The 21,478-nt window shown below is 73.2% G+C and carries 18 protein-coding genes; 4 read left to right on the forward strand and 14 right to left on the reverse strand.

The window, feature by feature from the left end; genetic code table 11:
* Positions 1-35: 35 nt before the first annotated feature.
* Complete coding sequence (locus tag WA788_RS33655) at positions 36-902, reverse strand: Fpg/Nei family DNA glycosylase (protein WP_335984112.1); 867 nt, start codon at positions 900-902, stop codon at positions 36-38.
* 720 nt (positions 903-1,622) lie between these two features.
* Here WA788_RS33655 and WA788_RS33660 point away from each other — a divergent pair.
* Complete coding sequence (locus WA788_RS33660; protein ID WP_335984114.1) at positions 1,623-1,862, forward strand: DUF2945 domain-containing protein; 240 nt, start codon at positions 1,623-1,625, stop codon at positions 1,860-1,862.
* Positions 1,859-2,200, forward strand: coding sequence for a DUF3140 domain-containing protein (locus tag WA788_RS33665; RefSeq protein ID WP_335984116.1), 342 nt, complete (start codon positions 1,859-1,861; stop codon positions 2,198-2,200). The genes WA788_RS33660 and WA788_RS33665 overlap by 4 nt, the downstream gene beginning before the upstream one ends.
* 155 nt (positions 2,201-2,355) lie before the next feature.
* Here WA788_RS33665 and glnA read toward each other — a convergent pair whose 3' ends face one another.
* Positions 2,356-3,765 (reverse strand): type I glutamate--ammonia ligase, encoded by a 1,410-nt coding sequence (gene glnA / locus WA788_RS33670; RefSeq protein ID WP_335984118.1) that lies wholly within the window; start codon positions 3,763-3,765, stop codon positions 2,356-2,358.
* 253 nt (positions 3,766-4,018) lie between these two features.
* Here glnA and WA788_RS33675 point away from each other — a divergent pair, with 253 nt between their 5' ends.
* Positions 4,019-4,486, forward strand: a complete 468-nt coding sequence (locus tag WA788_RS33675) for an RDD family protein (protein ID WP_335984120.1) — start codon at positions 4,019-4,021, stop codon at positions 4,484-4,486.
* 116 nt (positions 4,487-4,602) lie between these two features.
* Here the strand turns inward: WA788_RS33675 and WA788_RS33680 are convergent, their stop codons facing one another.
* From WA788_RS33680 to lipB, 4 genes are all read right to left on the reverse strand, one after another.
* Positions 4,603-5,283 (reverse strand): DUF4191 domain-containing protein, encoded by a 681-nt coding sequence (locus WA788_RS33680; RefSeq protein ID WP_335984122.1) that lies wholly within the window; start codon positions 5,281-5,283, stop codon positions 4,603-4,605.
* Between the two features lie 33 nt (positions 5,284-5,316).
* Positions 5,317-5,517 carry a hypothetical protein gene (locus tag WA788_RS33685; RefSeq protein ID WP_335984123.1) on the reverse strand — a complete coding sequence of 67 codons (201 nt, stop codon included), beginning with the start codon at positions 5,515-5,517 and terminating at the stop codon, positions 5,317-5,319.
* A gap of 361 nt (positions 5,518-5,878) precedes the next feature.
* Positions 5,879-6,862, reverse strand: a complete 984-nt coding sequence (gene lipA / locus WA788_RS33690) for a lipoyl synthase (RefSeq protein ID WP_335984124.1) — start codon at positions 6,860-6,862, stop codon at positions 5,879-5,881.
* A 114-nt stretch (positions 6,863-6,976) separates the two neighbouring features.
* The gene (gene lipB, locus WA788_RS33695; RefSeq protein WP_335984125.1) at positions 6,977-7,753 is read right to left on the reverse strand and encodes a lipoyl(octanoyl) transferase LipB; all 777 of its coding nucleotides are present in this window, start codon (positions 7,751-7,753) and stop codon (positions 6,977-6,979) included.
* A 301-nt stretch (positions 7,754-8,054) separates the two neighbouring features.
* On the opposite strand from lipB, the gene WA788_RS33700 reads away from it, so the two are divergent.
* Positions 8,055-9,689: a regulator gene (locus tag WA788_RS33700; RefSeq protein ID WP_335984126.1), complete on the forward strand. Its 1,635-nt coding sequence runs from the start codon at positions 8,055-8,057 to the stop codon at positions 9,687-9,689.
* A gap of 291 nt (positions 9,690-9,980) precedes the next feature.
* Here WA788_RS33700 and WA788_RS33705 read toward each other — a convergent pair whose 3' ends face one another.
* The 8 genes from WA788_RS33705 to lpdA all read right to left on the reverse strand — a co-directional run bounded on the left by WA788_RS33705 (position 9,981) and on the right by lpdA (position 21,375).
* Positions 9,981-11,255: an FAD-dependent oxidoreductase gene (locus WA788_RS33705; RefSeq protein ID WP_335984127.1), complete on the reverse strand. Its 1,275-nt coding sequence runs from the start codon at positions 11,253-11,255 to the stop codon at positions 9,981-9,983.
* A 313-nt stretch (positions 11,256-11,568) separates the two neighbouring features.
* Complete coding sequence (locus WA788_RS33710) at positions 11,569-12,474, reverse strand: TIGR01777 family oxidoreductase (RefSeq protein ID WP_335984128.1); 906 nt, start codon at positions 12,472-12,474, stop codon at positions 11,569-11,571.
* 31 nt (positions 12,475-12,505) lie between these two features.
* A complete protein-coding gene (locus WA788_RS33715; RefSeq protein ID WP_335984148.1) occupies positions 12,506-13,018 on the reverse strand; it encodes a DUF4240 domain-containing protein in 513 nt (170 codons plus the stop codon).
* Between the two features lie 147 nt (positions 13,019-13,165).
* Positions 13,166-14,167: a GNAT family N-acetyltransferase gene (locus tag WA788_RS33720; RefSeq protein WP_335984129.1), complete on the reverse strand. Its 1,002-nt coding sequence runs from the start codon at positions 14,165-14,167 to the stop codon at positions 13,166-13,168.
* A 236-nt stretch (positions 14,168-14,403) separates the two neighbouring features.
* Positions 14,404-17,088, reverse strand: a complete 2,685-nt coding sequence (gene aceE, locus WA788_RS33725; protein WP_335984131.1) for a pyruvate dehydrogenase (acetyl-transferring), homodimeric type — start codon at positions 17,086-17,088, stop codon at positions 14,404-14,406.
* A gap of 278 nt (positions 17,089-17,366) precedes the next feature.
* Positions 17,367-18,005, reverse strand: a complete 639-nt coding sequence (locus WA788_RS33730; protein WP_335984133.1) for a GntR family transcriptional regulator — start codon at positions 18,003-18,005, stop codon at positions 17,367-17,369.
* Positions 18,006-18,190: 185 nt separating this feature from the next.
* On the reverse strand, positions 18,191-19,936 hold the full coding sequence (sucB, locus tag WA788_RS33735) for a 2-oxoglutarate dehydrogenase, E2 component, dihydrolipoamide succinyltransferase (RefSeq protein WP_335984134.1): 1,746 nt from the start codon (positions 19,934-19,936) through the stop codon (positions 18,191-18,193).
* Between the two features lie 50 nt (positions 19,937-19,986).
* The gene (lpdA, locus tag WA788_RS33740; RefSeq protein WP_335984135.1) at positions 19,987-21,375 is read right to left on the reverse strand and encodes a dihydrolipoyl dehydrogenase; all 1,389 of its coding nucleotides are present in this window, start codon (positions 21,373-21,375) and stop codon (positions 19,987-19,989) included.
* Positions 21,376-21,478 lie beyond the last annotated feature (103 nt).

The raw sequence follows: 21,478 nt of genomic DNA on the forward strand, positions 1-21,478 counted from the left end.
ATGACGCTCGCCGGGCCCGGCCACCCGACCCGCCCCTACTTCAGAAAACGCGACAGGCGGCGGTCCGCGAGCGGCTTCCCGCCCGTCTGGCAGGTGGGGCAGTAGTTGAGCGCCGAGTCGCTGAAGGACACCTCCCGAATGGTGTCCCCGCACACCGGACACGGCTCGCCCTTGCGCCCGTGCACCCGCAGCCCGCTCTTCTTCTCCGCCTTCAGATCCCGCAGCGGCAGTCCGCGCGACCGCTCCACCGCGTCCCGCAGCGTGCTGCCGATCATGTCGTAGAGCAGCGCCGCCTCCTGCCCCGACACGTTCGCCGCGAGCTTGTACGGCGACATCTTCGCTGCGTGCAGGATCTCGTCGGAATAGGCGTTGCCGATCCCCGCGATCACACTCTGATCCCGCAGCACCCCCTTGATCTGCCGCCGCTCACCCGCCAGCATCCCCGCGAACACCTCCGGCGTGAACTCTGCCGACAACGGGTCGGGCCCCAGCCGCGCCACCCCCGGCACCTCCGCCGGATCGTGCACCACATAGACCGCCAGCCGCTTCTGCGTGCCCGCCTCCGTCACGTCGAACCCCGCCCCCGCCGGCTCCCCCAGCCGCACCCGCAGCGCCAGCGGGCCCTTGCCGGGCCGCGGCGGCGCATCCGGCAGCTGCTCGCTCCACCGCACCCACCCGGCCCGCGCCAGATGCATCACCAGGTGCAGGTCATCGGCCACCAGATCCAGGAACTTCCCGTACCGCGCCACCGCCCCGAACCGCCGCCCCTCCAGATCCCCGACCCCCGGCTGATACGTCTTCAACGCACTCACCGCCACCGGGTACACCCGCTCCACCCCCTTCCCCACCACGTGCTCCGCCAAAAACCCCCGCAACGCCTCAACCTCGGGCAACTCAGGCATGCCCCCATTCTCCCCCACCCCGCCCCGACCGCCAGACGCCGAGCCGAGGCGGCCCGCCCGCACCCGGTCAGCGCGACCCGCCCCCGCGGCCACACCGGACACGACCCTCACGGACCTCGACAACGGCCGTTGCTTCGCAGCGGATGCCTGGTACTCCGGCCGTAGAGCGTGACCTTGCTGGTAGCGGCTCGGTGTGGGTACAGGTGCGGCCACCGTTGATCATCTTGAGTTGCGCGGATATGCCGCTGGGGTTGCGCGAGTTGTCCCAGAAAGCCACCAGGCACTGGGGGTTGCGGCACAGCTTCAGGCGGCGCCAGGTCCGCGTGAGTTGCGCGTCGTGGATCGCCAGAAGCACGCGCTGCCCGAACGCGCGGGTGCCCACCGAGTCCGGGGCGAGGCGGACAGTGCCATCGGGGTCGAGCCGCAGGCGGGCGGTGGTCTCGACGCGCGGCGGCGCGGTGTCCTCGCCCCGAGACGGATCGCGGTCGCGGTCGATCAGCGAGAGTCGCACCGCGTCGCGTAGGGACCGGAGGGCACCCACGCCCGGGCGTCGTCCGCGACACGCTCGGCGCGGCCGCCACTGTCCGCGACGAGCCGGAACCGCTCCGCGAAGGCGGGGCGCGAGACGCCGCGCAGGAGCCCGAACGGACGGGCGAAAGGAGCTGAAAGCCTGATATCGGGGCAGCCGGGCCTGAGGGGGAATCGACGATCGGAGACATCGTGGCCAAGCACGCGAAGATCACCGAAGGCGACCGGGTGAGCTGGAGGAGTCATGGAGGCACCGCCATCGGCACCGTCAAGCGCAAGCTGACCCGCAGGGGCCGGGCGGCCGGACGCACGGTCGACGCCTCGCCGCACGAGCCGCAGTACGAAGTGCGGAGCGAGAAGTCCGGCGGCACCGCCGTGCACAAGCCCAGCGCACTGACCAGGCGGCCCAGGCACGAGGGGAAGGGCCGGTGACGGGCGGCGCGGACGACGACCGGAAGGACACCGTCCGCGACTTCCACGACGCGGTGAACATGACCGCGTCGGAACTGGAGGAGTGGCTCGCCACCGACGAGTCCCGCCACGCCGGGCAGCACAAGGGAGGCGGCGAGAGCTCTGGCCACGCGTCCGGCCGCCGGATCGTGGAGCTGCTGCGCTCGCGCCAGGGCGACCTCGACGCCGACGACGAGCGCCACATGCGCAAGGTGTCCGGCTACGTCCGCCGACACCTCGCGCAGCGCCCCTCCGGTGACGTCACCGCGACCACGTGGCGGTACTCGCTGATGAACTGGGGCCACGACCCGCAGAAGTGACTACTGCCGGCCGCAAGAGGCGCGGACGGCCGGCGCGGGCCCTGGTGATCCCGTCGTCCTCGATGCGGGAGGCGATGCTGCAGCGGTCCGAGCCGCCGCCCTCCCGCCCGACCCGCTGAGGAGCAGGTCAGGCAGGGAGCGACGGGATTCGCCTCTTAGATGTCGAAGTACAGCTCGAACTCGTGGGGGTGCGGGCGGAGCTGGAGGGGGGCGATCTCGTTGGTGCGCTTGTAGTCGATCCAGGTCTCGATCAGGTCCTCGGTGAAGACGCCGCCCGCCTGGAGGTACTCGTTGTCGGCCTCGAGGGCCTCGAGGACGGCCGGCAGCGAGGTCGGGACCTGGGGGACGCTCGCGTGCTCCTCCGGGGCCAGCTCGTAGAGGTCCTTGTCGATCGGCTCGGCCGGCTCGATCTTGTTCTTGACGCCGTCCAGGCCCGCCAGCAGCAGCGCGGAGAACGCCAGGTACGGGTTGGAGGACGGGTCCGGGGCGCGGAACTCGACGCGCTTGGCCTTCGGGTTCGACCCGGTGATCGGGATACGCATCGCCGCGGAGCGGTTGCGCTGCGAGTAGACCAGGTTCACCGGGGCCTCGAAGCCGGGCACCAGGCGGTGGTAGGAGTTCACCGTCGGGTTGGTGAAGGCCAGCAGCGACGGGGCGTGCTTGAGGATGCCGCCGATGTAGTAGCGGGCGATGTCCGACAGGCCCGCGTAGCCCTGCTCGTCGTAGAAGAGCGGGGAGCCGCCGGTCCACAGCGACTGGTGGACGTGCATGCCGGAGCCGTTGTCACCGAAGATCGGCTTGGGCATGAAGGTCGCGGTCTTGTTGTTGCGCCAGGCCACGTTCTTGACGATGTACTTGAAGAGCATCAGGTCGTCGGCCGCGGCGAGCAGCGTGTTGAACTTGTAGTTGATCTCGGCCTGGCCCGCGGTGCCGACCTCGTGGTGCTGGCGCTCGACCTGGAGGCCGGCCGCCTCCAGCTCCAGGGAGATCTCGGCGCGCAGGTCGGCGAAGTGGTCGACCGGCGGGGCGGGGAAGTAGCCGCCCTTGTAGCGGACCTTGTAGCCGCGGTTGTCCTCGGTGGCGCCGGTGTTCCAGGCGGCCGCCTCGGAGTCGATGTGGTAGAACGACTCGTTCGCCGAGGTCTCGAAGCGCGCGCTGTCGAAGACGTAGAACTCGGCCTCGGGGCCGAAGTACGCGGTGTCGGCGATACCGGTGGAGGCGAGGTACGCCTCGGCCTTCTTCGCGACGTTCCGCGGGTCGCGGCTGTACTGCTCACCGGTGATCGGGTCGTGGATGAAGAAGTTGATGTTCAGCGTCTTGTCCCGCCGGAACGGGTCGACACGCGCGGTCGACAGGTCCGCCCGGAGCGCCATGTCGGACTCGTGGATCGCCTGGAACCCGCGGATCGAAGAGCCGTCGAAGGCCAGTTCCTCGGTCGGGTCGAACGTCGAGACCGGAACCGTGAAGTGCTGCATCACACCGGGCAGGTCGCAGAACCGGACGTCGACGAACTTGACGTCCTCGTCCTTGATGAACTTGTTGACGTCGTCGGCGTTCTGGAACATCCAACTCCTCCTAGGCCCGGCCCCGCGGGTCGGGGTCGGCGATCGAGACGTGCGGCCAGTGCGGTGGCGCACACTGCCCTGACCATAGGGATCAGGGATTTCTCCAGCATGACCCATTTGTTTCGCAGAGGTTAACCGCGACGCCGTGGATTTGCCCCCGAACGCCCGTCGCCCAGGAGCCGCAAGGGCGGCCGGCGGGTGCCCGCGGTGCCCGCCCGGTGGGCGGCGGGCGCCCGGGGTTACCGTGGATGCCGTGGACAACAGGGAAGTAGTGGGATCGTGGCTCTCCGGGCCCCGCGCGGCCGCGGAGCAGATGGGCGTCGAGTTCGGCTACCGCGGTGAGCGGCTGGGCCTGCCCGAGGACGGACCGGGTTCCATCGCGTCCGTCGGCCGCCGGATCGCGGCGATCTTCATCGACTGGGTGCTGTGCGTGCTGATCGCATACGGCCTGATCGCGCACCGTGACGTGCACTCCGCGAACAACTGGGCGCTCGCCGTCTTCGGCGCGGTCAGCCTGATCGGGCTGTCGCTGGTCGGCGGCACCCCGGGGAAGATGATCACCCGGTTGCGGGTGGTCGGCCTCGACGGACGCCGGCTCAGCCCGCTGGCGGCGGTGATCCGTACGGTGCTGCTGCTGCTCGTGATCCCCGCGCTGGTCTGGGACCGCGACACCCGCGGGCTGCACGACAAGGCGGCCAAGGCGGTCCAGGTCCGGATCTGAACCGGGCCCGCAGGGCGCGGGCGGACGCGGGAAGAGCGGCGGACACGGGAGACATGGGAAGGGGCGCCGGGAGATCTCCCGGCACCCCTTCTCACGCGTCTTGACCCGCAGACGGTTCAGCGGCCCCGCGGCATCCGCATCCCCTTGGGCATCGGCCCCTTCGGAATCGGCATGTTGCTCATCAGGTCCCCGAGCGCCCGCAGCCGGTCGTTCACCTCGGTGGTCTTCGGGCCGCTCAGCGACCGCGGCAGCCGCAGCAGCGTCGTACGGATCTTCTTCAGCGGCAGCTGGCCCTCGTCCTCGCCGACGATGTAGTCGTGCACCGGCACGTCGTAGACGACCCGGGCGACCTTCTTCTTCTCGGCGGCCAGCAGGCCCTTCACCCGGTTCGGGTTGCCCTCGCCGACCAGCACGATGCCGGCCCGGCCGACCGCCCGGTGGACGACGTCCTGGCTCTTGTTCATCGCCACCGCGGGGGTCACGGTCCAGCCCCGTACGTTCTGCAGCACGGCGGCGGCCGCGCCCGGCTTGCCGTCCAGCTGTCCGAAGGCGGCCCGCTCGGCGCGGCGGCCGAAGACCACCGCGGTCGCCAGCAGGGCCACCAGCAAGCCCAGGATGCCCGCGTAGATCGGGTGGTTGATCAAGAAGCCGAGGGCGAGGATGACACCGAAGGTGACGATTCCCACAGCCGCAAGGACAAGACCGATCTTAGAGTCGGCCTGCCTGGTCATCTTGTATGTCTGGACGATCTGTGCGAGCCGTCCAGAACTGCTCTCGGATGTTTCCTTCCTCGCCATGTGGCAAAGGATACGTGGCCTGTCGGTACGCCGTCACCGCGGTCCGAGGGCCTCGCCCCGCTCGCTGCCCGCGAGCGCCGCGATCTCGCGCTCGGCCTCCCGCCGGTCCTTGGCGCGCTGCCGGTCCGCCACGACCGCCGCCCAGGCGTTCCTGCGGGCGGTCTGCTGGCCGCCGCCGAGCAGGAAGCTCTCCACGGCACGCAACGCACCCGCCACCGGACCCGTACCCGCCACCGGACCTGTCCCCGGAGCCGCGACCGCCCCCGCGTCGGACCCCCGGCGGTGGCCGGGAACCGCCGGAACCGGCTGGAGCCGGAAGCGCGGCTGGAGCCGCAGACGGGGTGGCAGCCCGGTCAGGAGGCGGCCGGGAACGTGCACCTGCTCGGACGGCGACGACGGCATTGCGTCCCCTCGGGAGGAAGGCGGAACGAGGAAGGCTGCGGGTGGAGCGGGACGTGCCGTGCGAGGCCCGGAAGCCCCTGCCGGGACCGGCGGAGCCGGGGCCCCGGCGCCCGGAAGGACCCGGCACGGCAACGGTGTGGCAGGACCAAGCCTCGCCACACCGTGTTACCAGCCGGTGACCATCCGGTCAATCTCACATGAAAGCGGCACCGTCGGCGGCCACGGCCGGCTCCAGGCCCGCCCGCCGGTCGATGGCCTGCTGGAAGAGGCGCCCGGCCCGGTACGACGAACGGACGAGCGGCCCGGACATCACACCCGCATAGCCGATCTCCTCGGCCTCCTCCTTCAGCTCCACGAACTCCGCCGGCTTCACCCAGCGCGCCACCGGGTGGTGCCGGGCGGAGGGCCGCAGGTACTGCGTGATGGTGATCAGCTCGCAGCCCGCGTCATACAGGTCCTGGAGCGCCTGGCTGATCTCCTCGCGCTCCTCGCCCATACCCAGGATCAGGTTGGACTTGGTGACCAGCCCCGCCTCGCGGGCGCGGGTGATCACCTCGAGGGAGCGCTCGTAGCGGAAGCCCGGGCGGATGCGCTTGAAGATCCGCGGCACCGTCTCCACGTTGTGCGCGAGCACCTCGGGGCGGGCGCCGAAGACCTCGGCGAGCTGGGCCGGCTCGGCGTTGAAGTCGGGGATGAGCAGCTCGACCTTCGTACGGCCGCCGGGGCGCTCGGCGGTCATCGCGTGGATGCGGCGGACCGTTTCCGCGTAGAGCCAGGCGCCGCCGTCCTCGAGGTCGTCGCGGGCGACACCGGTGATCGTGGCGTAGTTCAGGTCCATGGTGAGCACGGACTCGCCGACCCGGCGCGGCTCGTCCCGGTCCAGGGCCAGCGGCTTGCCGGTGTCGATCTGGCAGAAGTCGCAGCGCCGGGTGCACTGGTCGCCGCCGATGAGGAAGGTCGCCTCGCGGTCCTCCCAGCATTCGTAGATGTTGGGACAGCCCGCCTCCTGGCACACGGTGTGCAGGCCCTCGCTCTTCACGAGTTTCTGCATCTGCGTGTACTCGGGACCCATCTTCGCCCGGGTTTTGATCCACTCGGGCTTGCGCTCGATGGGGGTCTGGCTGTTGCGGACCTCAAGGCGCAGCATCTTGCGTCCGTCGGGTGCGACTGCGGACACGACCGGCTCCCTCTAAAGCTTCGATTCTACGGCGAACACCAGCGTACGCCCGTGCTTCCCATGGCCTGTCCTCCGTGCAACCCGCGGCATGGAGAAGGCATTCCCTGCTTCCGCCTACACCGCGCGGGGCAGCAGCACCGCGCTGCCGAGCACCGCGGCCAGGTGCTTCTCGACCACCGGCAGCACCTCCGCCACGGTGACGTCCCGGCCCAGCTCGGCGGAGAGCGAGGTGACGCCCGCGTCGCGGATGCCGCACGGCACGATCCGGTCGAACCAGGTGTTGTCCGGGTCGCAGTTGAGCGCGAAGCCGTGCATGGTCACGCCCTTGGCGACGCGGATGCCGATCGCCGCGAGCTTGCGGTCCTCACGGCGCTGCCCGGCGTTCGACGGGGCGTACTCCGGGCCGCTCAGCCGCGGGTCGAACTCCTCGTCGGCCAGCCGCGGGTCGAAGTCCAGGGTCAGGCCGCCGGGCTGCTGCGGCACCGGGTCGCCCAGCACCCACACGCCGCTGCGCCCCTCCACGCGGGAGGTCGCCACGCCGAAGTCGGCGGCCACCGCGATCAGCGCGTCCTCCAGCCGGCGGACGTGGGCGACCACGTCGACCGGGCGGGGCAGCTTCATGATCGGATAGCCCACGAGCTGGCCCGGGCCGTGCCAGGTGATCTTGCCGCCGCGGTCCACGTCGATCACCGGGGTGCCGTCGAGCGGGCGTTCGCTGTCCGCGGTGCGGCGGCCGGCGGTGTAGACCGGCGGGTGTTCGAGCAGCAGGCAGGTGTCGGGCACCTCGTCGAGGAACCGGGCCGCGTGCACGCGGCGCTGCTCCTGCCACGCCGATTCGTACTCGACGGCTTCGGCGCCGAACCCCAGGTGGACGAAGCGCAGTTCGCTCACGGCTACTCCTACTCCTCTGCGGTGCGCGACGGAGGCGCGCTGCGGGCCGCGGCTGGTGGTGCGGCCGTACGCACCTCAGCAACTGTACGGCGGCGCGCGGGGCGGGCGTGCCGCGGGCTCCGCGCGGCTGTGGACAACGCTGCGGGGCGGCGGAATCCAGCCGCGCCGGGTGTGTCCGGAATGCCGCTACTCGTAGCCCGTTCGGGCGAATATCCGGCTCTTACGGTGAGCTTCCCAGCACTGACCGTTACATTCGCGCCGATCCTGTCTCACCGCCCAGAGGAAGTGGACCGTACTGCCGATGACGGACCGCCCCACGCAGCGAACGCCGAACCTTCCGACCAGCGAGGCGCCCCGCCAGGCGCGTACCGAACGTACCGAACGTACTGCGCGTACCGAACGGCACCACCGGGCCAACACCAAACTCGCGGAGATCATCGCGGAGGCAGGCTTCTCGCACGCGGGACTCGCCCGCCGGGTCAACCAGCTCGGCGTCGAGCACGGGCTCGACCTCCGCTACGACAAGACGTCCATCACCCGCTGGCTGCGCGGCCAGCAGCCGCGCGGCACCACCCCCGCGCTGATCGCCGAGGTCTTCACGCAGCGCCTCGGCCGCCGGCTGGCCGCCCCCGACCTCGGGCTGGACGCGTGCGCGCCGGTCTACGCGGGCCTGGAGTACGCGGCGACGCCCGAGGAGGCGGTGGACATCGTCAGCGGGCTGTGGCGCAAGGACACCGGGAACCAGGCCGAGCTGCGGAAGATCGCGTTCACCCCGGCGGGACTGGTGGTGCCCAGCCGGGACTGGCTGATCGGGCGGGCCGACGAGCGTGTGGGGCAGGGGGCGCCGCCGGGGGGCCTGGCGGCGCCCTCGGGTGCGCCGCCGCCCGCCGAACCGGGCGGCGGGGCACCGGCCCCGGGGGCGTGGCCGGGGCGGGGCGCGCGGGTGCCGGTGCAGGGGCGCGGGCCGGGGGACGGCGAGCCGTTCGTCGTGCTCGGCGGTACCGGGCCCGCGTCCGGGGGCGGCGCGGCCGGGCGGGTCGGCGCGGGCGACATCGCGGCCGTACGGGCCGTGGGCGACCTCTTCCGCTCCCTCGACCACGCGTACGGCGGCGGGCACGCCCGGCAGGCCCTGGTCCGCTACCTGGAGCACGAGGCCGAGCCGCTGCTGCGCGGCTCCTACGGCGAGGCGCTCGGCCGCCGGCTGTTCGCCTCCGTCGCCGACCTCACCCGGCTCGCCGGGTGGACCTCCTACGACATCGGGGCACACGGCCTCGCGCAGCGGTACTTCGTGCAGGCGCTGCGGCTGGCGCAGGCGGCGGGGGACCGGGCCTACGGCAGCTACGTCCTGGTGACGATGAGCCGCCAGGCCGTCTACCTCGGGCACGGGCGGGAGGCGGTGCAGCTCGCCCGGGTCGCGCAGCAGGGGGTCGGGTCCGCGGCGCCCGCGGTCGTCCACGCGCTGCTGCACGCGGCCGAGGCGCGCGGGCACGGGCTGCTGGGGGAGGCGCGGGCCTGTGCGGCGGCGCTGGCGCGGGCCGAGCGGTCGCTGGCCGCCGCCCGCGGCGGGGACGAGGTGCCCGGGTGGGTGCGCTTCTTCGACGAGGCGCAGCTCGCGGACGAGTTCGCGCACTGCCATCGGGACCTGCGGCAGTACCGGGCGGCGGTGCAGTACGCCGAGCGGTCGCTCCAGCTGAGGGCGGCGGCGTACGCGCGCAGCCGGTTGTTCTGCCGCACGGTGCTGGCGTGTGCGCGGCTCGGGCTCGGCGAGGTGGAGGCGGCGTGTGCGCACGGGGTGGAGGTGGTGCGGGGGGCGAGCGAGATGAGGTCGGTGCGGGCCGCCGAGTATGTGCGGGACTTCCGGCAACGGCTCGAGCCCTTCCGCGACACGGTCGCCGTACGTGCCTTTCACGACCGCATTGCCGCGTTGCCCCGCTGAACGCCTTGCCGGCGGGGCTTGGCGGGTGGGCGGTTCGCCGTTCCCGCGGGACGGGGGCGCGGACGCGGGTCGGGGGCGGGAACGGGGGTGGGGGGCCATGTGGGTGGCCGGGCCGAGGCGCGTCGTGGCCGGTCGCGCAGTTCCCCGCGCCCCTGGGGGGTGCCCCTTGCGGTGGTGGGTTTGTGTGCGGGTGGGGTGTGGCTGGTCGCGCAGTTCCTCGCGCCCCTGCCCACCTGCGGCCCTTCCCGCCACAGCCGGCAGCCCCGCCGCAAGGCGCAACACCCGGGGGCGCTAGGCCGCGCGGGGTGGGGTGTGGGCGGTGAGGTCGCGCAGGGCCGCGGAGGCGGCGCGGCGGCCGGAGAAGAGGGCGCCCTGGAGGGTGGAGGTGTCGCGGTGGTCGCCGCAGACGTAGAGGCCGGCGAGGAGGCGGACGGGCCGGCGCAGGTCGTGGGGCGGGGGCATGGCGGGGACGCAGTGCGCGGTGGTGCGCAGGGAGAGCAGGTCCCAGTGGTCGGTGGAGGTGCCGTAGAGGTCCGCGAGGTGGGCGCGGACGGTCTTGTCGTCGGAGCCGTCCGGCGGGGGGCCGAGGAGGACGGAGGTGACGAGGGTGCGCCCCCGCGGAGCACGGGTCGGGTCGACGGCGGTGGCCGCGTAGGTGTGGGAGACCGGCCCGAGGCGGTCGGCGTCGAGGACGAGGACGGGCTCGCGCAGGGGCGCCGTGGGTGCGGTGGGCGCGGCGTGGTGGACCACGGTGACGGGGTGGAAGCCGGGCACGCGCAGCCCCGGCAGGAGCGCGGCGGCCGCGTGGGCGTCGGTGGCGACGACCACGCCGCGGCAGGGGAGTTCGGCGCCGTCGGTGGTGTGCACGGCGTTGGCGGCGACGTGGGCGGCGCGCACCCCGAACCGTATGGTGCCCGGCGGGAGGGCGGCGGCGAGCCGTTCGGGCAGACGGGCGGCGCCGCCCACCGGCAGGCAGGACCGGCCCCGGGCGAAGCCGCGCAGCACGATGTCGGCCACCCGGCTGGACGTGCCGAGTTCGGCGTCGCACAGCAGCGCGGCGAGCAGCGGCCGCAGGAAGTGCTCGACCGTGCGGGGCGCGAAGCCGCGCCCGGAAAGCGCGAGGGCGGCGGTGCTCTCGGGGCGGGCGGTGATGCGGTGGGTGGGGGTGGCGGCGAGCCGGTCGAGCGCGGTGCCGAGCCGGGCCCGGTCGCGGGCCGAGCCGAAGGACGCGCGGGTGCCGCGGGGCCCGCCGACCCGGAAGGTGCGGCCGGCGGAGTGGACGAGCGCGCCGGGCGCGAGCGGGGCCAGCGGCAGCCCGCGCAGCCCGCGGGTGCGGGACAGCTCGGGGTAGGCGGTGTTGAGCAGTTGGGGCCCGCGGTCGAGCCGGAAGCCGTCCACGCTGTCGGTGGCCATCCGCCCGCCGACGCGTTCGGTGGCCTCCAGGACGGTGACGCGCATCCCCCCTTCGGTCAGGTGGTGCGCGGCGGCCAGGCCGGCCGGTCCGGCGCCGATGACGATCACGTCCGTGGCCGCGGCCGTGCTGTGCGGGCGTGCTGGTGCGAGCACGATGCCCCTCCCGAGGTCGGGTCCGATCCCCGCTCGCGCCCGCGCGGGGGGCGGGGGCGGGCGGGTGCGGCAGGCGGCCCTGCTCCGCCGACGCACCGTCAACTGCCCGCTTCCGCCCGGCGGCCGGCCGTCGGCACCGGCCCGCGCGAAACGCTGCTAAAGGTCATGCCCTCATCAAAGGCAAAGGATGCGGGGCGGACCGGCCCGATCCGGCCCTTTCCGGCGAGCTTTCCGGCCGTACGGCCCCGCGGACGCGCCGCCGCTGGCATACGGCCGCAGGGCCCGCCACCGTACGGCCGCGCTGCCGCGCTCCTCAGACCTGGTTGCGCGGGGGCAGCGCCGCCTTGATCGCCCCGTCGATGTCCGGGTGCGCGAACGGGAACCCGGCGTCCAGCAGCCGCTTGGGCCGCACCCGCTGACTGCCCGTCACGTCGCCGGCGAACTCCCCGAGCACCGCGCGCAGCGCGAACGACGGCACCGGCAGCACCGTCGGCCGGTGCAGCACCCGCCCCATCGCCGCGGTGATCTCGCTGTTGGTGCGCGGGTCCGGCGCGGTCAGGTTCACCGGCCCGGACAGCTCCTCGTGGTCGATGGCGAACCGCAGCGCGGCGATCTCGTCGGCGAGCGAGATGAAGCTCCAGTACTGCCGCCCGCTGCCCAGCCGCCCGCCCAGCCCGGCCCGGAAGAACGGGAACAGCGCGCCCCACGCCCCGCCCTGCGGCGAGACCACCAGGCCGGTGCGCGCGTGCACCGTGCGGATGCCGGCCGCGCGCGCCGGGTCGGCCGCCGCCTCCCACGCCTGGACCAGGTCGGCCAGGAAGCCGCTGCCCGCCGGGCTGTCCTCGTCCACGAAGCGGTCGCCGGTGTCGCCGTAGTAGCCGATCGCGCTGCCGGCCACCAGCACCCGCGGCTTCGGGTCGAGCGCGGCCATCGCCCGCGCGATCGTGGCGGTGCCGTCCACCCGGCTGTCGAGGAGCACCTTCTTGCGCCGGTCGCTCCAGCGCCGCGCCGCGACCGGCGCACCCGCCAGGTGGACGACCGCGTCGCAGCCAGCGAGCGCCCCTTCGTCCACGGTGCCCGCCCGCGGGTCCCAGCGGGCCTCTCCGGGGCCGGCCGGGGCGCGCCGGACCAGTGCGACCACCTCATGGCCGTCGGCCGTCAGAGAGGCGGACAGGGCGGAGCCGATCAGCCCGGAGGCGCCGGTGACTGCGATACGCATGGGGGCCATTGTGCCCGGTCGCCCCGGCGCGCTACCCGAAGCGCGCCCACAGCTGCGGGAAGCGCTCCGCCATCGCCGCGTCGTCGTCGAAGTCCGGGCGCACGCCCTCCGGGTCCTGGCGCGGCGGCAGCTCCAGATCCGGCAGCCGCACCCCGGTCAGCTGCTCGTACGCCTCGTCGGCGGCGTACCCCAGGTCCTCGGCGTCGCCGTCGGCCTCGGGGTCGAACTCCGGGACCAGGAACGCCAGGTCGTCCGGGGCGTGCAGGGCGCCCTCGAAGACGTGCCGGCCCTGGCCGATCAGCCAGCACCGGAAGAAGTCGAACGCGTCCTCGTCCACCCCGCCCAGCATGACGTCCGCGGCGCCCCACAGCTCCCACGACAGCGCCCGGTTGAACCGCGTCTCGAAGTGCCGCGCGAAGTCCAGCACGGCGTCCGGGTCGAGGCCGGCCAGCCGTTCCACCACCAGGTCGGCCTGCTCCTCCGGATCGCCCTCCGCCGCCTCACGCGCCCGGTCGACGATCTCCCAGAACTCCGTCTCGTCCATCACGCGTCCAGCTTCCCGTGCGGCGATACCCCGTGCAACGCGACCACGCTACTGCGCGGCGGCCGTATCGAGGGGCCCGGGCAGGTGCGCGACCGGCCCGCCGCCGGCGGGCGGCCCCACGAACGGGTGACGGGGCACCCGGGAAGGTCACGCCAGCCGCAGCTGGTAGGCCACGGTACGCCGCAGCGGCCGGAAGCCGAGCGCGGCGTTCACCGCCAGCATGTGCCGGTTGTCGTCCGCCGTGTTCGTGACGACCTCCGCCACCTCGGGGTGGCCGTCGACCAGGTGCCGCAGCATCGCGGACTTCAGCCACAGCCCCAGCCCGTGCCCGCGGTGTGCGGGCAGCACCGCGGTGTCGAGCTGCTTGGCGCGGGCCCCGCCGCCGGCGGCGGCCTCGGCGGGCAGCGTCAGCTTGGTGTACCCGGCCACGGACCCGTCGGCGACGCTGACCGCCGCGTGGTTGAGCAGCCGCTCACCGCGCCGGGCCGCCAACTCCGCGGTCCTGCGCACCCGCTCGGCGTCCCACTGGGTCCACGTCACGGCCAGGCCGCCGGTCGGCTGGTCCGCCAGCCCGGCCCGGGCCGCGGCGAAGGAGTCCGCGAGCGCGTCCGGCGGCGCGCCCTCCCAGGACGCCAGCCGGTAGCCGGGGTGCGGCACGTCCGGCAGCTTCACGATCCGCTCCGGTATCTCGGCCAGCAGCAGCCGCTGCCAGGTCAGCCGGAGCGCGGGCACGAAGTCCCGGGTGGACAGGAAGCTCTCGCCCGGGGTGCCGGCCAGCACCTCCGTCGACAGCCGGCGGCAGTTCTCCTCGGCCGCCGCGGCCACCGCGGTGGTCAGCAGCCGCGACCCCATGCCCATCCTGCGGTGCGCGGGATGGACGGTCAGCTCCACCGACGCCAGGCGGCCGCTGTTCTCGGCGGTCGGCAGCCGCAGCTTCGCCGTCGCCACCCCCTCGCCGTTCGCGCCGTACGCCAGCCACAGCGCCAGCCGGCTGCCGGGCCCGACGGTGGTCAGCGCGGTGCGCACCTCGGCGAGGGTCGGCAGCGGTTCGCCCGGGCGGTCGTGGGCGAGCGCCGCGGACCGCACCCGGTGCCACGCGCGGACGTCGTCGTCGGTGGGGGAGGTCAGCCGCCGGTGTTTGGTAGGCATCCGGGGGAACCTAACCGGTCGGTGTAGGTGCCCGCAATCCCTTCCGCGGCGCGGATTCCCACGTCACGGCGGCCGCCGTAGGAAAACGCGCCGTTCCCGGCGGGCGCGTTTCGCACCGGATGCGACCCGTGCCCGGACATGCGCCGACGGCGGGCCCCTCCGGTCAGGGACCCGCCGCCGTACCGCGTTCACCGGCCGGACCGGGAAGCACCCGGAACCGGACGGCACACCGTGCCTCAGAGCCCGTAGCGCTCCGCGGCCTCCTTCACCGTCTCCGGCTTGACCTCGCCGCGCCGGGCCAGCGCCGCCAGCGCCTGCACGGTCAGCGACTGCGGGTCCACGCCGAAGTGCCGGCGGGCCGCCTCACGCGTGTCGGAGAGCCCGAACCCGTCGGTGCCCACCGACGTCCAGTCCTGCTCCACCCACGGCGCGATCTGGTCCGGCACCGCCCGCATCCAGTCGCTGACGGCGACCACGGGCCCCGGCGCGCCGGCCAGCGCCCGGGTCACGTACGGCACCCGGTCCTCGCCGCGCAGCCGCGCCGCGTCGCACGCCAGCGCCTCGCGCCGCAGCTCCGTCCAGGACGGCGCCGACCACACGTCCGCGGCCACACCCCAGTCCTCGGCGAGCAGCCGCTGCGCCTCCAGCGCCCAGTGGATCGCGGTGCCCGACGCCAGCAGCTGCGTGCGCGGGGCGTCCGCGGCGGCGGGCGCCGCCTCCTGGTAGCGGTAGAGGCCCTTGATGATGCCCTCCTCCACGCCCTCGGGCATGGCGGGCTGCACCTTCGGCTCGTTGTACACCGTCAGGTAGTAGAAGACGTCCTGGTCCTCGCCCTCGACGGCCGGACCGTACATCCGCCGCAGGCCCTCGCGGACGATCACCGCGACCTCGAACGCGAACGCCGGGTCGTAGGAGATCGCCGCCGGGTTGGTGGAGGCGAGCAGGTGCGAGTGGCCGTCGGCGTGCTGGAGACCCTCACCGGTCATCGTGGTGCGGCCCGCGGTGGCGCCGATCACGAAGCCGCGGCCGAGCTGGTCGGCGAGCGCCCAGAACTGGTCCGCGGTCCGCTGGAACCCGAACATCGAGTAGAAGATGTAGAACGGGATCATCGGCTCGCCGTGGGTGGCGTACGACGTGGCCGCGGCGGTGAAGTCGGCGAGCGAACCGGCCTCGGTGATCCCCTCGTTGAGGATCTGGCCGTCCTTCGCCTCCTTGTAGTACAGCAGCTGGTCGCGGTCGACCGGGTCGTACGTCTGGCCCTTGGGCGAGTACAGCCCGGCGGACGGGAAGAGCGACTCCATGCCGAAGGTGCGGGCCTCGTCGGGCACGACCGGCACCCAGCGGCGCCCGGTCTCCTTCTCCCGCATCAGGTCCTTCACCAGCCGGACGAACGCCATGGTGGTGGCGATCTCCTGGGTGCCGGACCCCTTCTCCAGCGGCTTGTACGCCTTCTCCGGCGGCAGCGGCAGCGGTGCGGCCGCCACCTTGCGGGCCGGCGCGGGACCGCCCAGGGCCGCCCGGCGCTCGCGCAGGTACTGGATCTCGGGGGAGTTCTCGCCCGGGTGCCAGTACGGCACCACGTCCGCGTCCAGCGCGCTGTCCGGGATCGGCAGCTCCAGCAGGTCGCGCATGGCGCGGAACTGCGTGCCGGTGAGCTTCTTCATCTGGTGGTTGGCGTTGCGCGACTCGAAGCCGGCGCCGAGCGTGTAGCCCTTCACCGTCTGCGCGAGGATCACCGTGGGCGCGCCCTTGTGCTCCATCGCCGCGCGGTAGGCCGCGTACACCTTGCGCGGCTCGTGGCCGGCGCGCGAGGTCTGGAACAGCTCCAGCAGCTTGGCGTCGGTGAGCTTCGCGCCGATGGTGCGCAGCGAGGCGTCCGCACCGAAGAAGTGGTCGCGCAGGTAGGCCGCGTCGCGGGTGGCGTACGTCTGGAACTGCGCGTCCGGGGTCTCCCGCAGGCGCCGCAGCAGCGCGCCGTCGGTGTCCTGGGCCAGCACCTCGTCCCAGGCCGCGCCCCACAGCGCCTTCACCACGTGCCAGCCGGCGGCGCGGAACTGCGCCTCCAGCTCCTGCACGATCTTGAAGTTCGGGCGGACCGGGCCGTCCAGCCGCTGGAGGTTGCAGTTGATGACGTAGGTCAGGTTGTCCAGGCCCTCGCGGGCGGCGAGCGCCAGGGCGGCGGTCGACTCCGGCTCGTCCATCTCGCCGTCGCCGAGGAACGCCCACACGTGCGAGCCGGACGTGTCCTTGATGCCGCGGTGCTCCAGGTAGCGGTTGAACCGCGCCTGGTAGATCGCCGAGAGCGGGCCGAGGCCCATGGACACGGTCGGGAACTCCCACAGCCACGGCAGCCGCCGCGGGTGCGGGTAGGAGGGCAGGCCGTCGCCGCCGGCCTCCTGGCGGAAGCGGTCCAGGTGCGCCTCGGTGAGGCGGCCGTCGAGGAACGCGCGGGCGTAGATGCCGGGGGAGGCGTGGCCCTGGATGTAGAGCTGGTCGCCGCTGCCGGCGCCCTCCTTGCCGTGGAAGAAGTGCTGGAACCCGGTCTCGTAGAGCCAGGCGGCCGAGGCGAAGGTGGCGATGTGGCCGCCGAGGCCGAGTTTGCTGCCGCGGGTGACCATCGCCGCCGCGTTCCAGCGGTTCCAGGCGGTGATCCGCGCCTCCAGCGCCTCGTCACCCGGGTAGGCGGGTTCGGCGGCGGTGGGGATGGTGTTGATGTACTCGGTCTCCAGCGGCGTCGGCAGGCTCAGGCCGCTCTCGCTACCGCTCTCCAGGGTGCGGCGCATCAGGTACGCCGCCCTGTGCGGGCCCGCGGCCTTGGCGACCGCGTCCAGGGACGCGCGCCATTCCGCGGTCTCCTCCGGGTCGATGTCGGGGATCTGGTCGAGCTGACTCGGCCGGGTACGGCCTACGGCGTCAGGCATGGGTGTGTGCCGCCTTCCAGACAACGGAGGGAGGGTGGTGGGAAGTGTGAGTCGGGCACGACAGGAAGCTCCCCGCCGATCGACGTTACGCCGCGATCGATGATCGATCAATGGGTTGCCGGGAAGTAACCACAGGTCGGCACGGGGTGCCAGCCTTCGGGGCACCCAGTGACACCTGGGCTTCGCCTGGGAAACAGCGGCCCACGCCCCGCCCGCCCCACCCTACCGAAGGGGCAGCCGGGCTCCGCTCCGCCCAACGGCAGGCGCCCGCCCCGCGGCTACACCTGCGGGGCGCAGCTCAGCACATGGGACTTGATCAGCTCGCCGATCCGCGGATCGCGGGCGGTGAACGCGTCCACCAGCTCCTGGTGCTCGTCGGCGTAGGCGCGCGGCGCGGGGCTCAGCCAGCGCATCGACAGCGTGGTCCACACCTCGATGCCCAGTGACTCCCACACGTGCAGCAGCACGCCGTTGTCGGCCGCGCGGACCAGCTCGTGGTGGAAGGCGACGGTGTGCCGGACCTGCGCCTCGTCGTCCAGCGCGGCGTCGGCCGCCCGCAGCGCGGCCACCTCGCGCTCCAGCGGGCCCGGGTCCTCAGCCAGCGCGGCCGCCGCCAGCTCCGCCGCGACCTGCTCGAGGCCGGCCCGCACCGGGTAGCTCTCCTTGACGTCCGCGGCCGTCAGACCACGCACCCGCACGCCCTTGTTCGGCGCGGACTCGATCAGCCGCAGCGTCTCCAGCTCCCGCAGCGCCTCGCGGACCGGCGTCTGGCTGACCTCCAGCTCGACCGCGATCCGCCGTTCCACGATCCGCTCGCCCGGCTTCCAGCGTCCGCTGACGATGCCGTCGAGGATGTGCTCGCGGATCTGCTCGCGCAGGCTGTGCACGACCAGATGAGGGGCGGCGACTTGGGCCATGGGGGCGCGCTCCTTCGCTGTTGCGTGCCTACGACGATACGACGGGGCGGCCGGGCTGCCGCCGGTCGGGACGGCCCGAACCCGTGAACGGGCCGGCGCGCTCCTGCCGCGCGGCGGCGCCCCCGCACCCGGTGGGACCGGTTGCGGGGGCGCCGTCAGCACTGCGGTTCAGGCGCGCAACGCGCTCACAGGCCGAGCTCGACCTCGAACTCGCCGGCCTCCAGGATCTCCTTGACCGCGGTCAGGTAGCGGGCCGCGTCGGCACCGTCCACCAGCCGGTGGTCGTAGGAGAGCGACAGGTACGTCATGTCCCGGACGCCGATGACCGTGCCCTCGGCGGTCTCCACGACCACCGGGCGCTTGACGGTCGCGCCGATGCCGAGGATCGCGGCCTGGTTCGGCGGCACGATGACCGTGTCGAACAGCGCACCGCGCGAACCGGTGTTGCTGATCGTGAAGGTCGCGCCCGCCAGGTCGTCCGGGGTGATCTTGCTGGCCCGGACGTTGGCCGCCAGCTCGGCGGTCTTCTTGGCGATGCCCGCGATGTTCAGGTCGCCGGCGCCCTTGATGACCGGGGTCATCAGGCCCTTCTCGGAGTCCACCGCGATCCCGATGTTCTCGGAGTCGAAGTAGGTGATCGTGCCCTCGTCCTCGTTGATACGGGCGTTGATCACCGGGTGGGCCTTGAGCGCCTGGGCGGCGGCCTTGACGAAGAACGGCATCGGGGAGAGCTTCACGCCCTCGCGCGCCGCGAAGGACTCCTTGGCCAGCCCGCGCAGCCGCATGACCCGGGTGACGTCCACCTCGACCACGCTGGTCAGCTGCGCCTGCGAGTGCAGGGCCTTCATCATGTTGTCGCCGATGACCTTGCGCATCCGGGTCATCTTGACCGTCTGGCCGCGCAGCGGCGACACCTCGACGGACTTCGCCGCCTTGGGCGCGGCGGCAGCGGGAGCGGCCGGCGTCGCGGCGGCCTTGGCGGCCTCCGCGGCGGCGAGCACGTCCTGCTTGCGGATACGGCCGCCGACGCCGGTGCCCCGCACCGAGCCGAGGTCCACGCCGCTCTCGGCGGCGAGCTTGCGGACCAGCGGGGTGACGTAGGCGCCGTCACCGGCCGGGGCCGCCGGAGCCGGAGCGGGCGCGGCCGGGGCGGGCTGGGCCACCGGAGCGGGGGCAGGAGCCGGAGCAGCGGGCGCCGGAGCAGCGGGTGCCGGAGCGGCCGGGGCGGGCGCGGCCGGAGCCGGCGGGGCCGCCTGAGCGGGCGCCGGGGCGGCGGGCGCGGGGGCCGCGGCCGGAGCGGCACCGGCCGCACCGACGACCGCCAGCTTCGCGCCGACCTCGGCCGTCTCGTCCTCCTGGACCAGGATCTCCAGCAGGGTGCCGGAGACCGGCGACGGGATCTCGGTGTCGACCTTGTCCGTGGAGACCTCGAGCAGCGGCTCGTCGGCCTCGACGCTCTCGCCGACCGCCTTCAGCCAGCGGGTGACGGTGCCCTCGGTGACGGACTCGCCGAGCGCGGGCAGCACCACGTCGGTGCCGGACGCGCCGGACGCGCCGGTGGCCGCCTGCGCGGTCGGGGCCGGGGCGGGGGCCGCGGCCTCGGTGGACGGCGTCGCGGCGGCCGGGGTCGGCGCGGGCGCCGGCTCCGGGGCGGGCTCGGCCGCGGGGGCCGCCGGGGCGGCGGGGGCGCCCGAGCCGTCGTCGATCACGGCCAGCTCGGCGCCGACCTCGACCGTCTCGTCCTCGGCGACCTTGATGGACGCCAGGACGCCCGACGCGGGCGAGGGGATCTCGGTGTCGACCTTGTCGGTCGAGACCTCGAGCAGGGGCTCGTCGGCCTCGACCCGCTCACCTTCGGCCTTCAGCCAGCGGGTGACGGTGCCCTCGGTCACGCTCTCGCCGAGCGCCGGCAGGGTTACGGAAACCGCCATGGTTGCGGTTGCTCCTAACGATCTGTGCGGATGGGTGGCGTGTTCGAGGGTCAGTCGTGCGAGTGCAGGGGCTTGCCGGCCAGCGCCAAGTGCGCCTCGCCGAGCGCCTCGCTCTGCGTCGGGTGGGCGTGGATGAGCTGCGCGACCTCGGCGGGCAGCGCCTCCCAGTTGTAGATGAGCTGCGCCTCGCCGACCTGCTCGCCCATCCGGTCGCCGACCATGTGCACGCCCACGACCGCGCCGTCGCGCACCTGGACCAGCTTGACCTCGCCCGAGGTCTTGAGGATCTTGCTCTTGCCGTTGCCGGCGAGGTTGTACTTGAGCGTGACGACCTTGTCCGCGCCGTACACCTCCTTGGCCTTCGCCTCGCTGAGGCCCATGGAGGCGACCTCGGGGTGGCAGTAGGTCACACGCGGCACGCCGTCGTAGTCGATCGGCACCGGCTTGAGGCCGGCCACCCGCTCGGCGACGAGGATGCCCTCGGCGAAGCCGACGTGCGCGAGCTGGAGGGTGGGCACCAGGTCGCCCACCGCGGAGATGGTCGGCACGTTGGTGCGCATGTACTCGTCGACCAGGACGTAGCCGCGGTCCATCGCGACGCCCTGCTCCTCGTAGCCGAGGTTCTGCGAGACCGGGCCGCGGCCGATGGCGACGAGCAGCACCTCCGCCTCGAAGGTCTTGCCGTCGGCCAGGGTGACCTTGACGCCGTTGTCGGTGTACTCGGCGCCCTGGAAGAAGGTGCCCAGGTTGAACTTGATGCCGCGCTTGCGGAAGGCCCGCTCCAGCAGCTTCGAGCTGTTCTCGTCCTCGACCGGCACCAGGTGGGGCAGGCCCTCGACGATCGTCACGTCGGTGCCGAAGGACTTCCACGCCGAGGCGAACTCGACGCCGATCACGCCGCCGCCCAGGATGATCGCCGACTGCGGCACCCGGTCCAGGACCAGGGCGTGGTCGGAGGAGATGATCCGGTTGCCGTCGATGGTCAGGCCCGGCAGCGAGCGCGGTACGGACCCGGTCGCCAGCACGATGTGCCGGCCCTGGATGCGCTGGCCGTTCACGTCCACCGAGGTGGGGGAGGAGAGCCGGCCCTCACCCTCGATGTAGGTGACCTTGCGCGAGGCCACGAGGCCCTGCAGGCCCTTGTACAGGCCGGAGATCACGTCGTCCTTGTACTTGTGGACGGCCGCGATGTCGATGCCCTCGAAGGTCGCCCGCACACCGAACTGCTCGCTCTCACGGGCCTGGTCGGCGATCTCGCCGGCGTGCAGGAGCGCCTTGGTGGGGATGCAGCCCTGGTGCAGACAGGTGCCCCCGAGCTTGTTCTTCTCGATCAGGGCGACGTCGAGTCCAAGCTGTGCGGCACGCAGGGCAGCCGCGTAACCGCCACTGCCACCGCCGAGGATCACTAGGTCGAAAACAGTGCTGGCGTCGTTCGCCACGTCACGTCCTCCATGCATGGGGTTCGCCGGAGCCGGTCCACCTAGACCGGACGGCGGCTTTGGTTCGGCCGCTTTGTCTCAAAGGGGGCCCTGTCGTGCCGAC

The sequence above is a fragment of the Streptomyces sp. CA2R106 genome, assembly GCF_037034245.1.
Lineage (GTDB): Bacteria > Actinomycetota > Actinomycetes > Streptomycetales > Streptomycetaceae > Actinacidiphila.